13 protein-coding genes are annotated in these 15,813 nt (G+C 44.4%); 5 read left to right on the top strand and 8 right to left on the bottom strand.

Annotated features, from left to right (window positions below):
• The first annotated feature begins 123 nt into the window (after positions 1-123).
• Together NC994_RS23730 and NC994_RS23725 are read left to right on the top strand one after the other, a co-directional pair.
• Complete coding sequence (locus tag NC994_RS23730) at positions 124-894, top strand: ankyrin repeat domain-containing protein (protein WP_190438438.1); 771 nt, start codon at positions 124-126, stop codon at positions 892-894.
• Positions 895-959: 65 nt separating this feature from the next.
• Positions 960-1,874 carry an ankyrin repeat domain-containing protein gene (locus NC994_RS23725; protein ID WP_277881138.1) on the top strand — a complete coding sequence of 305 codons (915 nt, stop codon included), beginning with the start codon at positions 960-962 and terminating at the stop codon, positions 1,872-1,874.
• A gap of 123 nt (positions 1,875-1,997) precedes the next feature.
• On the opposite strand, the gene ftsH2 is transcribed toward NC994_RS23725, so the two are convergent.
• Positions 1,998-3,884, bottom strand: coding sequence for an ATP-dependent zinc metalloprotease FtsH2 (ftsH2, locus tag NC994_RS23720; RefSeq protein ID WP_190438432.1), 1,887 nt, complete (start codon positions 3,882-3,884; stop codon positions 1,998-2,000).
• A 552-nt stretch (positions 3,885-4,436) separates the two neighbouring features.
• Positions 4,437-5,723: a ferredoxin--NADP reductase gene (gene petH, locus NC994_RS23715; protein WP_190414499.1), complete on the bottom strand. Its 1,287-nt coding sequence runs from the start codon at positions 5,721-5,723 to the stop codon at positions 4,437-4,439.
• A 563-nt stretch (positions 5,724-6,286) separates the two neighbouring features.
• On the opposite strand from petH, the gene NC994_RS23710 reads away from it, so the two are divergent.
• Together NC994_RS23710 and NC994_RS23705 are read left to right on the top strand one after the other, a co-directional pair.
• Complete coding sequence (locus tag NC994_RS23710; protein ID WP_190414500.1) at positions 6,287-7,297, top strand: phosphoribulokinase; 1,011 nt, start codon at positions 6,287-6,289, stop codon at positions 7,295-7,297.
• 182 nt (positions 7,298-7,479) lie between these two features.
• A complete protein-coding gene (locus NC994_RS23705; RefSeq protein ID WP_190438430.1) occupies positions 7,480-7,806 on the top strand; it encodes a hypothetical protein in 327 nt (108 codons plus the stop codon).
• Between the two features lie 408 nt (positions 7,807-8,214).
• Here NC994_RS23705 and NC994_RS23700 read toward each other — a convergent pair whose 3' ends face one another.
• The 4 genes from NC994_RS23700 to NC994_RS23685 all read right to left on the bottom strand — a co-directional run bounded on the left by NC994_RS23700 (position 8,215) and on the right by NC994_RS23685 (position 11,251).
• The gene (locus NC994_RS23700; protein WP_190438428.1) at positions 8,215-8,532 is read right to left on the bottom strand and encodes a hypothetical protein; all 318 of its coding nucleotides are present in this window, start codon (positions 8,530-8,532) and stop codon (positions 8,215-8,217) included.
• Positions 8,533-8,586: 54 nt separating this feature from the next.
• On the bottom strand, positions 8,587-10,011 hold the full coding sequence (locus NC994_RS23695; RefSeq protein ID WP_190438427.1) for a radical SAM protein: 1,425 nt from the start codon (positions 10,009-10,011) through the stop codon (positions 8,587-8,589).
• 67 nt (positions 10,012-10,078) lie between these two features.
• On the bottom strand, positions 10,079-10,330 hold the full coding sequence (locus NC994_RS23690) for a hypothetical protein (protein ID WP_190438423.1): 252 nt from the start codon (positions 10,328-10,330) through the stop codon (positions 10,079-10,081).
• A 135-nt stretch (positions 10,331-10,465) separates the two neighbouring features.
• Entirely contained in the window at positions 10,466-11,251 is a 786-nt protein-coding gene (locus NC994_RS23685) for a prolipoprotein diacylglyceryl transferase family protein (RefSeq protein ID WP_190438421.1), read from the bottom strand.
• 396 nt (positions 11,252-11,647) lie between these two features.
• Here NC994_RS23685 and NC994_RS23680 point away from each other — a divergent pair, with 396 nt between their 5' ends.
• Entirely contained in the window at positions 11,648-13,522 is a 1,875-nt protein-coding gene (locus NC994_RS23680) for a PAS domain S-box protein (RefSeq protein ID WP_190438418.1), read from the top strand.
• Positions 13,523-13,595: 73 nt separating this feature from the next.
• Here the strand turns inward: NC994_RS23680 and NC994_RS23675 are convergent, their stop codons facing one another.
• Together NC994_RS23675 and NC994_RS23670 are read right to left on the bottom strand one after the other, a co-directional pair.
• On the bottom strand, positions 13,596-14,297 hold the full coding sequence (locus tag NC994_RS23675) for a zinc-dependent metalloprotease family protein (protein WP_190438415.1): 702 nt from the start codon (positions 14,295-14,297) through the stop codon (positions 13,596-13,598).
• 66 nt (positions 14,298-14,363) lie between these two features.
• Positions 14,364-15,734 (bottom strand): VWA domain-containing protein, encoded by a 1,371-nt coding sequence (locus tag NC994_RS23670; protein ID WP_190438412.1) that lies wholly within the window; start codon positions 15,732-15,734, stop codon positions 14,364-14,366.
• Positions 15,735-15,813: the final 79 nt, after the last annotated feature.

Genomic DNA, 15,813 nt, shown 5'->3' with positions numbered 1-15,813 from the left:
TACAGAAGCATTCAATTCAGTCACCATTAAAGACATGATTGGCTGGTTCACTCATTGCTGTTACTACGTTGCTCCTGATACCTCAGAGTGTATTCCTCTCATGTGAGAACCGCTATAGGCGAGATGATAAGCGAAGCGCTTGAAGATGCTCCCGATCAAGCAAAAGGCTTTTATGCAGGCTTTACGCAGTTCGTTGATGCTTTTTCCAATGAAAAGAACGTCAATAGTGCGAGTACCAATGAGCAGCAAAACTCCTCCCAAGATGAAGGTGTAGAGTTTGACGAAGAGGAAAATTTTGATGAGGGGGAAGAAAAAACGGCATTGATAGCAGCGATCGCTTCCGGTCATGTTGAAATTGTAAAAGCTTTGCTTAAAGCAGGAGCTGAGGTCAATCCAACAGCTTGGGATGATCCGGTTCCTCTCGTAGTTGCTGCCAAACACGGACAGCTTAAGATTGTCCGCGCTCTCATTGCTGCTGGTGCTGAAGTCAATAAATGTGGGTGGGATTGCGAGTACACACCTTTAGGCATGGCAGTTGAGCATGGACAAGTGGAGATCGTTCGCGCTCTTCTAGAGGCAGGCGTTAATCCTCGAGGAGGACGCAGTTGCGATACTTCTCTAGCATTAGCTGCGGCAAACGGAGATATAGAAATCATGCAGCTTCTGCTCAAGGCTGGCGTAGATATCAACTACCCCAAAGGCGATTACACAGCATTAATGGCGGCGGCTAACAACGGTCAATTTAAGATGGTGCAAATGCTGGTAGAAGCAGGAGCTGATGCTAATGCTTGGTACGAACACTCTAATACTCCTTTGCTCTACGCAGCTTATAGCGGGCATCGTGAAATTTACGGTTATCTGTATCCTTTGATTTCTGAAGATATCCGGAAGTAGGGGAGAGAGAAATTGAGAAAGGTGTCAAGAAAAAGGAGCGGTTACAGAAGAAGGATGTCGAAGACTTGATTGATGCAGCAATGTTTGGAAAAGGCGAAGCGGTAAAAGCAGCCATTGAGAAGGGGATAGACATCAATGCCATTGGCTCTAACGGTCAAACTGCCCTCATGTATGCGGCTCATTACGTTCATATTCCAGTAATTCAGGCTCTAATTGATGCAGGTGCTGACTTAAATATTTTGAGTGAAGAAGATGGATTGGGTGAAGGAAAAACCGCTTTAATGCACGTAGCTGGAAGCTTTTTTGCAACAGGAAAACGGGCTGAGGTGGTCAAAATATTAGTGGGAGCGGGAGCGAACATCAATCTTAAACGTAAGGATGGTCGTACCGCCCTGATGTGGGCTGCTATGGCAGGTTATGCCGATTCAATACAGGCTGTGATAGAAGCAGGTGCAGACCTTGATGCTAGAGATGATGAGGGCAATACAGCAATGATGCTGGCTGAGGGTGGCAGATATCCTAAAATTGTTCGCCTGCTCAAACAAGCGGGTGCTTCAGAAGAGGGAATGAATGATATTGCCTTAATTCAAGCAGTCTCTGACGGAAATGCAGAACAGGTTAGAGCGTTAATTCAAGCAGGCGCAGACGTTAATCACAGGATGAATAGCACCGTGTTATGCAATGCATCTTTAGAAGGGCATTATGAAATCGTGAGGATGCTGATTGAAGCGGGTGCAGACGTAAACAAAAGAGACAGCGAAGGCGATTTTAATCCGCTACTTCGTGCTGCTTACGCGGGACATCTTGAGATTGTTCGCACCCTTGTAGAGGCGGGTGCTGATGTGAATGCGGAAGGTTTCTGTAATCCTCTTGAATATGCTGAGTTGGGCATTATGGAAGGACATCACAAAGGTGGGCAACACACTGAGGTGATTGAATTACTCAAGCAAGCAGGTGCTACCAAGTCGCAAAATTTTTAATGGAAGATATCGCGATCGCATTCACCTTCCTCCCAGCACAAATAAAAAAAACGGGGATGAGCTACCTCATCCCCATATCCTAAAGAGTTATGAATTAGTTCATAACTCTAAACTCAAGACAATTTACAAACTCGGCACAAATTGCTCTTTTTCTGGTACATCTGTGTACTCAGCAACAATTTGGCGAAACTCTTCACCGTCAATGGTTTCCTTCTCAATCAACAAGTCTACGAGTCGATCGATGACTTCCCGATTTTCGCTCATGATCTTGCAGGCATCTTTGTAGCATTTAGCAACAATTGACCGCACTTGCACATCAATCTGGGAAGCAATTTCCTCAGAATACTCGCTACGGCTCGTCCAATCGCGTCCCAAGAACACTTCACCACTCTGGCTTTCTAGGGACAGTGGGCCGAGGGTAGACATTCCAAACCGCGTAACCATCTGCCGTGCCAAACCTGTCACCTGTTGCAAGTCTCCGCCAGCACCCGTAGTAATCTCGGAATCGCCAAAGATGACTTCCTCAGCCGCACGTCCGCCTAAAGCGCCGGTAATGCGTGCCAATAGCTGGGATCTGGAGATTAAGCCTTGATCTTCATTAGGAGTGAACCAGGTTAAGCCACGCGCTTGACCCCGTGGCACGAGGGTGACTTTTTGGACTGGGTCGTGGTCGGTCACTAGGGTACCGACGATGGCGTGTCCTACTTCGTGGTAGGCAATCAGTCGCTTGCTCTTGCTATCCACCAGCGGCGTGCCTTCCATACCCGCTACCACCCGGTCAACGGCGTCGTTGATTTCCATCATCGTGATGGCCTCTTTGCGACGGCGAGCGGTCAAGATAGCAGCTTCGTTGAGCAGGTTCGCTAAGTCAGCACCTGTAAAGCCTGGAGTCCGACGAGCGATCGCTTCTAAGGAAACTTCGGGAGCAATTTTTTTGTTCCGTCCGTGGACTTCCAGAACCGCAAGGCGTCCCTTAAGATCCGGTGCATCCACCATCACTTGTCGGTCAAAACGTCCCGGACGCAACAGCGCCGAATCCAGAACATCGGGGCGGTTGGTCGCGGCAATAATAATAATCCCGGTATTGCCTTCAAACCCGTCCATTTCTGTCAGCAACTGGTTGAGGGTTTGTTCCCGTTCGTCGTTTCCACCGCCGATGCCTGCGCCCCGTTGCCTTCCCACTGCGTCGATTTCATCGATGAAGATTAAGCAGGGTGCGTTTTCTTTGGCTTTTTTGAATAAGTCGCGGACGCGGGATGCACCGACGCCGACGAACATCTCCACAAATTCCGAGCCGGAGATGCTGAAGAAAGGAACCCCGGCTTCTCCTGCGATCGCTTTGGCGAGTAATGTTTTCCCGGTTCCGGGAGGACCAATTAACAGAACGCCTTTGGGAATTTTCGCACCCACGGCGGTGAATTTCTCTGGGAGTTTGAGGAAGGTAACGACTTCTTCAAGTTCTTCTTTGGCTTCTTCGATCCCGGCGACGTCGTCAAATTTGACGCCGGTTTTGGCTTCCATCTGAAATCTAGCTTTTGATTTGCCAAAGTTCATGGCTTGCCCCGGACCGCCAGGAATGTTGCTAGAGCGACGGAATAGGAAGAACAGCCCAGCAATCAACAAAATTGGAAAAATTAAATTCCCCAAAAATCCCCAGATAGCTCCATCGTTGCGAGCGGGATGGGTATCAAAGCTGATATTTGCGTTTCTGAGCTTAGCAATCAATTCTGGGGCAGTTGTTGGCAAATCTACCCGCAGCCGTTGGATGCGGTTATCCAGATCCGGATCGACGGCTTCGACAATTGCTGTCCGACCCCCATCGTAGAGGTCAACACTGGTAACTCTTTGGGCATCTAGGTATTCCAGAAAGCGCCCATAGGTCATGCGGGTACTAGCAGTGTTTTTGCCCATATCGGTGGGAGCAGCAGCAAATGCCCCTTGCCAGAGGAAAAACCCTATGACTAAGGCGGGTAATGTCCAAAGTACTAATATTCTCCAGGAAAATTTCATAAATCGGTTGTCTCTAGATACGGCTAATAGAAGCAGATTCAGCGCAGATAAAGCGTTATCACAAACAAGGGATGAGAGCTAGTTGAAGGAACTGAAACATTCCTTTTTTTACCTAATTGAGCAAGACTTTAGGCAGGAAATCCCAGCCAAAAGCTGGATTTGCTACCACCAGGACATTTAGGCTTGTCCCTATAGGGCGAACATTGGCACCTTAAACGTGAACTTAATTAAATTTAACTTAATTCTCATCATTGGATCAACTGACTGCTTTGCTTATATCCTTTGAGGACTTTTGTCAAGAGAAATAATCATTGCAGATATTCATCTGTGCGAATCTACGCCCACGCCTGAATATCTTGCAATGAATCAGGAAAATAACCTTCCTCCAAAGGATTGACGCGCCTGCTTCCCAGTTTCAATTCTGGTAAGACAGACGCGCCAGTTGGCTTGAAGCGAGCGCCATCAAACTGAGAAACCCAGTTTCTTTAAGAAACTGGGTTTTTATGAGAGTCAAGGAGAGACGACTAGGCAGGACTTCCAGCCAGTAGTAACCTAGTAGGTTTCTACGTGCCAACGACCAGCCTTCTTGATCGTTCTTTGGTATTCGCTCCAAGTCACCCCATCCTTGGCAGCAGCGGCGGAGAGGGCTTCATCAATGCCCCCTTCCATACCCTTCAAACCGCAGATATAGGTGTGGGTATTCTCTTGCTGAATCATTTTCCAGAGTTCATCAGCGTGTTCAGCCACCCGATCCTGAATGTACATTCTGCCGCCTTCGGGGTTTTTCTGTTCCCGGCTGATGGCATAGGTGAGGCGGAAGTTTTCAGGGTACTGCTGTTGCAGTTCTTCAAGTTCTTCCTTGTACAGGATGTTGGGGCTGGTGGGAATCCCGAAAATGAGCCAAGCTAAACCCTTGTATTCGTAGTCGGTGTTAACTGCTCTTTCATTTTCCTTGAACATCCGCCACAGGTAAGCGCGGAATGGCGCAATACCCGTTCCGGTTGCCAACATGATCACGTTGACATTCGGATCTTCTGGTAACAACATTTCTTTACCAGTTGGTCCGGTAATTTTCACATCGTCCCCAACCTGGAGATTGCACAGATGGGTAGAGCAAACACCATAGACCATTTCGCCCGTTTCTGGATGCTTATACTCTAGTTGCCGGACACACAGCGATACAGTCTTGTCATCAACCTTGTCGCCATGACGAGTCGAGGCAATCGAGTACAGTCTTAGTTTGTGGGGTTTGCCCTTGTTGTCATTTCCCGGCGGGATGATGCCAATACTTTGACCTTCTAAATAACGGAGATCCCCTTGGGAGATGTCAAAGATCAGGTGACGAACGGTGCCGATCCCAGCCTCACCAACTAACTCTTCATTACTCAGACACTTACCAATAAAGGGATTATTCGGGCGGTAGATATTAACGGGAATATCTTTTTCCGTTTTTTCCTTCGCTTGAGTCATAGGCTTACTCTCTTTTGGTGCTTGAGTGTCCTGTGCGACGGTTTGCGAAGTGGCAGGAGCATTCGTTGCACTTGACTCAACGCTTGCGGCAGCAGGGGAGCTGGGGGAGCTACCCTTAGAGCCATTTGCTCCGTTGTCAGCACCCAGAGGGTGGATGCTGACAATTTTGCCGCCCAAACGAGCGATCCGTTGCATTTCTTGATTCATGCGATTGTAGGGCACTGTGATAAACACGCTGCCACTACGACGAATCGGGTAGTTTACGTTGTCAGTTGCTTCGTTCTGACGCAGGCCCACCACTTCATAAACAAAGACGCGGCTACCAGATTCTGAATTGGCAGTACCGTTGGCTGCTGTGGAATTGTACATTGCTCTTAAATATCTCCGAACCCACCTTCTGTTAACATTCTGCTACAAAGCGGTCTTTCCACCACATATCGCTCTGCTGACCGAGGGCAGGTAAAAGAGGGCAATGACTGAATCTGGATAGTTTCTGGATAGTTAACGTCGCTAATATTAGGGATATTCTTCCTCGCCGGATGGCGATTGGGAAACCCTTCGCTAGCTTTTTTTAGGGTAGCCAGCAATTTATTTAAATAATGTCTCCATTGAGTCAATTTAATTTTTCCTTTCTAAAAATGCACGGCACGCCGTAGCATAAATACTGAGCGAGATGATTCCACTGGGGTTAGCTTGTAGCGTCTATCCCGTTCTGGTAAGATACTGTGTAACATCTAGTATTAAATACTTACTGGACGAAGCTTGAGTCTTCCCCAACGGGCCTTACTCTAGGGTGCTGTAAGCTCCTACTGGTTATGCCTTCTTGCTGTGTCGCAAGAGCTGCAAGAGTAACCAACGGGGTGCCCTCCGGGCTGAGGATTTAGATTGCTTAAAACTCAATGAGAAAAAATTTTTTGCGTTAGAGGGAAGCTATGACCAGTCAGCTGGATCGCGTGGTTCTAATTGGTGTTGCTGGAGACTCCGGATGCGGTAAATCTACATTTTTGCGCCGATTAACAGATTTGTTTGGGGAAGATTTCGTCACGGTGATTTGCCTGGACGATTACCATAGCCTGGATCGGAAACAGCGCAAAGAAACTGGAATTACGGCGCTGAACCCCAAGGCGAATAACTTCGATCTGATGGCCGAGCAGATCAAAGCGCTCAAGAACGGTCAGTCCATTGAAAAGCCAATTTACAACCACGAAACCGGCGAGATCGATCCTCCAGAGCGAGTCGATCCTAACCATATTATTGTGATTGAGGGGCTTCATCCTTTGTATGATGAGCGGGTGCGATCGCTCCTCGACTTCAGCGTTTATCTCGACATCAGCGATGACGTTAAGATTGCCTGGAAGATTCAGCGGGATATGGCTGAGCGCGGGCACCGATACGAAGACGTACTCGCTGCCATCAACGCTCGCCGCCCAGATTTTACTGCCTACATCGAGCCGCAGAAGGAACACGCTGACGTTGTGATCCAGGTGTTGCCGACGCAATTAGTCAAGGAAGAGAAGGTAGGTCAAATCCTGCGGGTGCGCTTGCTTCAGCGCGATGGCGTGGAAGGCTTTGAGCCAGCTTATCTATTTGATGAAGGGTCTACGATTGATTGGAGACCCTGCGGTCGTAAGCTAACCTGCGGCTACCCTGGCATCAAGATGTACTATGGCCCAGACTCTTACTATGGTCATGAGGTGTCCGTTCTGGAAGTAGATGGTCAGTTCGACAAGCTAGAGGAAGTCATCTACATTGAAAGCCACCTCAGCAAGACTGCGGCTAAGTACCACGGGGAACTGACCGAACTGTTGCTCAAGCATCGGGAATATCCAGGCTCTAATAACGGAACTGGCTTGTTCCAAGTGCTGGTCGGTCTGAAGATGCGGGCAACCTACGAGCGGTTAACGTCTGGAAAGAGCCAACCGTTGGCAGCGACGAAAGTATAAACTAGACCCCCAAGGGTAGGGATGCACGCTCGTGAGTCCCTACGACTGCGTTCAAAGCCTTCTAGCAAGGGCTATCTAAGTGAATTGCTGACGCGAGAGACTGACAAAAGGCTCTCGCATTTTATTTTAGGTATCTAGGTTTTAATAGAGATATAAATTTTGGGATTGGGTTGAGTAGAAATATGAGAGTGTGGGTTGCCAGTTTTTTGCTGCTGTTTGGCTTTGCAGAAATCTATCAGTGGTTGAAACAGTTCACGCTGCCGTTGCCGGTGTATATTCTGGGAGGTGCGTTTTTAGCGATCGCATCTAACTACGACAAACTATCTAGCTTTCCTTTTTTGCAAAGCCACGAAGACGAACCAGCGTCGATTAAAGACCAGACGCCGCTAGCCATGCGTTCTGTTTCTAGCCAATCTCCATCGAACCTCACGCCTCAATCGCCTCGTCCCATTTCTTTCAAAATCGAAAAGAAGACGAAAAAAGGCGCGAATAGCAGCCACTCAATATAGTGCTGCTGGGTCGGGGAATTATAATGTTTACCGGCTTACCGAAAGGATTAAGAGCCAGCAACCACCGTTGAGTAAAGCAGTGAGAACTGCACCAATAATCACTCCTTTCATCAATCCCCATCTTTGTTGCCGTCTTAGCCAAAAAGTTATTGGGATTACATACAGAAGTTAAGACAATCCAATATAAAAAATTAATATTGCTACAATTTAAGCGATCGTATAAATATACAATAAATTCACGATTATAGACGATAAAAATCCTACGATAACCAAAACTAAAATATGTATTCCTAATAGTAAGAATATACTGCTAATCATTTCAGTGATTTCATTCCTTGAGCGCATAATTTTGTTCTTATAAACATGAAATTATTGCTGCTATATTAGGGTGTTATAAAATTTAGCGTTTTATTTAGGACTAAAGTACAGTAAATAGCAGGCTCCATTTAATAAAGCGGTAAGAACTGCACAAATAATCACCCCTTTCACCATTGCCCCTCGCTGTCGCCGTCTTAGCCAAAAAATAAGCGGAATCACATATAAAAGCTGCCATAAGAATATAGAAATAGCAGAAAACGCCCAAACGATTAAAATAGCGTATCCTCCTCCTAGCAAAGCAGCAATAGGAAAACTTACTAAAAATACTGCTAGACCAGCGATAAGATGCATACCTAATAACAACAGCATTCCGGAAAGTACCCCAAGCAATTCATTTTTATGTTCCATAAAACTCCTGCTGAATTAAACTAATATTTGTTGTTAATAATGGTTTTAGATAAATTAAACCAAGAGGGGACGATTATTAACCAAGTGATATCCAGCACTTCCCTCGCGGTAAAACATATTAAACGTATCAAATGGAATAATCCTCCCATCGGAATGCACAATGTGGATGCAGGAACGTTTTACAGAACGGACATCGAAGTTAAAGGGGTCAAGAAACTGTACAATCATCACTCGGAATATATTTTCGTAGGTAATTCCTTCAGGAACAGGTAGTAGTGGCAAGCAACAAAGTAACTGTTTTAACGATGTTGCAGAAGATGTGGGTGAATGGCTAGTGGAAAACAAATTAAAAATATTTCGCTTTAGCTCATCATCCTGTTCATAAAGAACAGAATTCGGCATGATTTTTACAAAATTATTTGGCTCCAAAAGCCCAGTTAAGGGTATCACTTTGCCCTTAACTTTTAGCGCGTAAGCCATTGCTAAACAATCGGGATGGCAAGGAACTGGGAGAATATCTTCTGGTTTAAAATAGGGACTCTGCTGTAAGATAGAGCGACGAACTTCTGTGAGAGTGTAGCGATCGCGCTCATGCTCAAATCCCTCCAGACGCCCTGCTGCCTGAATCGGTTGAAAGGTAACACCCCGCACGCATCGCTGTTGCAAGGCGTATTCAATGATTTTGCCAATTTCGCCGTCGTTTAGCCCTTTTTTCAGGGTAACGACCAAAGTTGTCGAGATGTTAAACTCGTTGAGATGCGCGATCGCTTGTTCCCGAATCTCTCGCAAATCTGCCCCCCGTAACTCCTTTAATGCTGCCGCCTCAAAGCTATCAAATTGGAGATAGACTTCAATTCCGGGCATATATTGACTTAAGCGATCGCAAAAATTTCGGTCTTTGGCAATTTTAATACCATTGGTATTGATCATTAAATGGCGAATTGGCTTACTTTTAGTAATATCCAGAATTTTAAAAAACTCTGGATGAATCGTTGGTTCGCCCCCACTAATTTGCACAACCTGGGGTTCTCCTTCATTCGCCACCACCGCATCAATCATTCTTTCAATTTGCTCTAAGGTGCGATGACGCCGGGATTGACTAGAATGTTGAGAAACTTCTTCTGTGCCCGAATCTGCGTAACAAATTGGGCAGGAAAGATTGCAGCGATCTGTTACTTCTACTAAAGTTAAACAGCTATGTTGTTCGTGATCGGGGCAAAGTCCGCAGTCATAGGGGCAGCCATATTTTATGGGAGTATTAAATTTAAGCGGCATATCCCCTGGTTTGATAAATTCCTGGGAGAGTTTGTAATAATCGATATCATCAGCAATTAAGACTTCTTGATGTCCGTGGGTAGGACAGTGCTTTACCAGGTAAACGCAATCATCTCGAAAGATAATTTTTGCCTCTACTTTGACGAGACATTTAGAGCAAACGCTGTTAGTTAAAGCATAGAAAAGGTAGTTTCGAGTAGGCATATATTTTTTTGTTAAAATGATTACAATCGGTCGATCAGCTTTCCTGATTGATTCTAGGTGTATGGATTCACAGGTTTCCAATTATAGAAAAATGCTTCGTTATCATTTGCAACTCAGTTATAAGATTTGAGAGAAAAGATTGATCGTTAGAAAAATTAAAGGTTAAAGTGTTGCCATTACCAATTGGATAAGTTTTTTTTCCAGTCCATTGGATGTGTCCTAAATTATTAATTTCTGCTTTTAAGTTTATCAATCCTTCCATTGTACTTAGCTCTGCAATACCAGATAGCGTTTGAGATATCTCTTTAAGTTGTTCCAAGAAACTAAATATTTCCTCAGTCCGTATATCACCCAAAAAATTAGCGTGATAGCCAGGTAAGATTATCTCAATTTCTGAATTAATCCAATTTTTATCCCAATAATTGTCTGTATCGAGATTGTTATTTCTTGAATATCAATGATTACTTTTTCTTGCTTTCCCTTGATAGTAAATTGCATTGGATGATTGAAAAACGAACAATTTTAGAATACTGCTCCGATAATATAAAATTCCCAATAAACAAGCAAGTTGAATAGCACTCAGTCCCAAAATAGGGTGAGAATCGGGTTTTAGAAAATCTATGAAAAAGCGAAAACTCAAATAAGAAATCATGTAATACTTAAATAATTCGCCTTCTTGCCGATAGTAGCGGCTGCGAATTTGTAAAAATATCATTAAAATTAGTAAAAAAATAACTTCATATAATTGAGTCGGATGCCGGGGAATGCCATCACCAAAATCTACTCCCCAAGGTAAATGAGTGGAAATGCCGTAAGTGCGATCGCTTAATCCCGTCAAAAAGCAGCCAATCCGTCCCACCGCCGTTCCCACAATCAAGGGATAAACAAAAACATCGCCGGTAGATCGATTGACACCAATCATTTTCTTGGTAATTTCTACACCAATCAATCCACCGAGTAACGCCCCTACGACCGTTTTTCCTTGAAGGAGAACCAAAAAGAATAGTTGCCAATTATTCCCAATTAAATCGATGTGCTGTAGTAAAACCAGCGCTTTCGCACCGACTAGCGCCCCTACCAAGCCACCGACAATTACCGAACTGCGCTGCGTGGGTGCGATCGCATCTTCGCGAGCATTTTTGATTAATAAACGGAAAGCGATCGCATACGCCAACGACTCAAACAAAATATGAGGGTGAATCCGCACCGAACCCAGCCACAAATAAACCGGGAAACTCATTATTTGTATCTCCGCTTGAGGATAGTGCCTCCTCGTGGCTTGAAAATATACCCGACAAGCCCTGTTGCCTGGAGCTAGACAGAGGTTGCCTAGACGATATCATACCCACCCAAGCTTGTAGAAGCTATATTTCCTGGAACTCTTCACAGAAGATTGCTATCCTCTGCTAAAGGATTAAAAATTTCTTGCCAGCAATATATGGCAAGGCATTTTACATGCAAAATCTAAATCTTCCGCATAAAAATTGTTAATAACTGTCAAGTAATAAATAAAAAACTATATGATGTGTAAACATGCATCGCCAGATTTGAGAATTAATCAGGACTAGAGTCTCCGTCAACATCAGGGAAAGCATCAAGGAGATGATTTGAGCGAACTAGGTAGGTAAAGTGAAAAATGGCAATCCCAGCGGCAGAATCCCCAATTACCGAGAGCAGCAAAGTGGAAGCAGAGAATAATCGTTTCTTCACGCTCTCACTGGATATGTTTTTCATCGCTGGTTTCGATGGCTATTTCAAGCGACTGAACCCGATGTGCGAAAAAACGCTCCTGTTCACATCTGAGGAATTTCTAGCCAAGCCGTGGATTGCATTTATTCATCCCAAAGACCGGGAATCTACTCTGGTTCAATTGCAGGAACTATCCAGCACCGGGGAGACGGTCACTTTTGAAAACCGCTTTCGCTGCAAAGACGGAACCTACAAATGGCTGCTGTGGAATGCCGCCCTGTGCGCGGAAGAACAATTAATTTACGCCGCTGCCCGTGACATTACCGAGCGCAAACAGGCAGAAGAGGAACTGCGGCAAAGCGAAGAGCGTTTCCGCTTGTTAATCAAAAATGTCAAAGACTATGCAATTTATATGCTCGATACCCGCGGGCAAGTTATTAGTTGGAACAAAGGGGCGGAAAGGCTGAACGGGTATCAGGCAGAGGAAATTATTGGTCGGCATTTCTCCTGCTTTTTTCCTTCCAGTGAGAGCAGGAGCGGCAAACCTGAGCGAGTTCTACAAAAGGCAGCATTAGACGGTCGGTGTGAATGGGAAACTTTACGCTTACACCAAGACGGGTCGCAGTTTTGGGCAAATGTTGTCGTGACAGCTTTACGAAGTGAAGATGGACGGCTGCGCGGCTTTGCCACAATAACGAGGGATATCACCGAACGCAAGCGATCGCAAGCAGCGCTGGAACAAGCAAATAACGACTTAGAAAGACGAGTTGAGGAACGCACCGCTGAATTAAAAGCCGCCAATGAGCTGCTAAAGAGGGAAGTTAAAGAGCGTCAGCAAGCGGAGAAAGCTTTGCGACAATCAGAAGCGCAATTGCGAGAAAAAGCAGCAAAGCTAAAACAAGCCTTAAGCGAATTAAAACAAACTCAAACCCAGCTGATTCAAAGTGCAAAAATGTCCAGTCTGGGACAATTGGTTGCTGGTATTGCCCACGAAATCAACAATCCTGTCAGTTTCATCTACGGGAATCTCGACTACGCCATTCACTATATTCAAAGCTTGATCGAGTTGTTGCAACTTTATGGAAAACACTCCCCCGAACCCCCTGAGGAAATCCAGGATCTGATAGATGAAATCGATCTCGATTTCGTGATCGCAGATATGCCGAAACTGCTGTCCTCAATGAAGTTAGGGGCTGACCGCATTCGGCAAATTGTCGCCTCTCTGCGGAACTTCTCGCGCCATGACCAAGCAGAAAAGAAGTCGGTCAACATTCACGAAGGCATTGACAACACTCTGAGATTGCTGCAAGACCGCTTAAAAGCTACCGCTACCCATCCGGCGATCGAGGTCGTTAAAGAATATGGCGACCTACCATTGGTGGAGTGCTATGCCGGTCAGTTCAACCAGGTATTAATGAATATCCTCAATAATGCGATTGATGCCCTGGAGGAGGCAGAGGGACCCAGAAGCAAAGGGGCACAGGAGATGGTATCTCCCTGGCTTTCTGGCTCCCCGGCTCCTCAGTCTTGTATTCGGATTTGTACCGAGGTCAAAGACAGCGATCGCATCGCCATCCGGATTGCTGATAATGGCCCTGGGATGAACGAGGAAGTCCGTCGTAAGTTATTTGACCCCTTCTTTACTACGAAACCGATAGGCACAGGTACGGGACTCGGCTTGTCCATTAGCTATCAGATTGTCGTCGAAAAGCACGGCGGTCAATTGACTTGTGTTTCCGAACCGGGAAAGGGGGCAGAGTTTTTAATTGAAATTCCGATTCGGCAGACTCGTTCCGAACCAGCTCTGTCTCGGTGCGCCTGAGAAAGAATTAAAGATAAAACTTACGCTTAATCCCGCAGAATTCCAACGGTGACAGCTATTACTCTGCTGTATGCTAATAACGTCTTTTGGCGGCTTGCCTAGAGATGGCATTATTCATCGAGTTGATTTGCGAAGCGTGAAATGATGGAGGCATTAGACTATGGATTATATGATCGAGTCCATCATACATAACATCCGTTTGTAGTGCAGAGTGATCGAGTCCTAACGTATGCCCGATTTCATGGGCTATCGTATTTGCAATTAAATTAGACAATTGATTAGCATTAAGACTCGCATTGTAAGACGCATTAAATATCTGGTCAATGCGGACAATAGCACGATTCGTAACCATTCCTAATTGAAAAGTAGCCACTCCCAGATAGTCAACTGGCTGGTTGTCAGCAAATACATAAACGTGAGTAAAGTCCTCTCCCCACTCTTGGATATCAGGCATATCTGAGGTCAAAAATACTTTGACGCTTCTAAATGCACCATATATTTTAGAAAAGGCATCGATAAGAATAGTCGCGATCGCTTCTCTATTTTCCTCAGTAACATCCATCCCAGAGACATCTATCCAAATGCAACGCCGATCGCTATCCTTTTCTACAATAGTTCGTCCGCAAGAAGGACAAAACCCCCAATGAGATTGGATGCGCGAACGACATCCCTGACAGCGGAATTTGGGGGGTCTAGTCAGGTTTATGCGTTCCCAAATAGGGACTTTAAGCTTACGAGTGGGTCTGGTAAAATCCAGGCGATCGTACAAAGACATTGATTTATAACAAGTAATTTCTATAGTAGATTTTTTTAGAGCTAATTTTACAATAACCGCGTAAGTCTAGTTTAATATACCTTTCGCTCTTGCCTTTTTAATCCAACTCGGAAATTCATTCAGCAGTCTTTCATACAATTGCTCATCAGTTATTTTTCCTAAATCATCCACATGAAAAAAGTCGGCATTATCAACGATCCGACCACCCATCGTGTCTAATTTTTCTAAAATTCCATAATTAGAACCAGCCAAGCCAACAAATTGCCAGAATATAGGATATTTTGCTGCATCAACCACAGCTTTTGTAATCCCTTGTTCATCAGTAACGCCTCCATCACTAATAAATACAATAAACGTAGGCAGCTTACTAGGCATTTCTTGAGTGTATTTCTTGATTACATCCTGGATTACACAAGCTTCATTATTTCCAAAACCTAGTTCTTTCATCAGAGAAGAGGTTTTTAAAATAAGGAAAGTTCTTTTTTTCTCTCCACATTCTTCTTGAACGTAACCATCAACATTTGTCTCATCTACTGATTTTGTTCTTTTGAATGTTGAACCAAAAAACCAAACGTCTAATTTTCCATCATCATCTAACTTACTGGCAACTGGAACTATTCTTTCAAGAAAGGCTTGTACTGCACCAGAAGTATACTGTTGGAGCATAGAGCCAGAAATATCTAAAACCAAAGCAACTCGGGCTACAACATTGGCAATACCTTTTTTTGTAAGAACAATATCTACTTTTGTTTTCAACAAACTAATGTTTGCTTTTTTTGTAATATCAATAGGCAGCGATGGAGCGTTTTGAGTGGGCGCAATTACTGGAATTTCTACTTTAGGCTCTACTTTCTTTTCTTCTGGGTTAGTTTCGACAATATACTTATCTACAAAACTTTGTAGACCAGCATTATAACCTTCCCCTACGGCTTGGAATCTCCATTCACCGTCCTTTTTATACAATCTTCCAAATTCCAAAGCTGTTTCTTGAGAAAAAGCTTCTCTCAAATTGTACCGAGCTAAAGACCTTTTTGTTTCTGGGTTATAAATCTTGATAAATGCGTTTTTAATTTGGCTGAAATTTTGATTTTTTTCATGTGCTTCGTGAATTGTGACAACAAAAACTATTTCTTGAATAATCGGATTTATTTTTTTTAAATCAACAAAAATCGTTTCATCATCTCCGTTGCCTTCTCCAGTTCTATTATCCCCTGAGTGTTTTAAAGAACCATCAAGGGATTGAAGGTTGTTGTAAAAGACAAAGTATCTTTCATCAGGAACTTTGCTATCTGCGCCCAACATAAACACCGAAGCATCAACATCATAACTTTGTCCATGCTGACTTACCTGCCAGCCCAAACCAATAGAAACTTTCTTTAACTGTGGAGCTTCTTGAGAAAGATTAAATCTGCCGCCTTTGGATAATTCAATTTCCATTTTTACTAGAGCCTTTATGTTTATAGGTCAATGCTGGTAATCAAGTTAAGTATTTATAAAAAAAAGGGGGAGACAATAA

Origin of the sequence: Trichocoleus sp. AS-A1 (genome assembly GCF_039962015.1) — a bacterium.
Lineage (GTDB): Bacteria > Cyanobacteriota > Cyanobacteriia > Cyanobacteriales > FACHB-T130 > FACHB-T130.
Note: the sequence above shows the minus strand (reverse complement) of the source record. Positions and strands in the feature narration are given on the sequence as shown.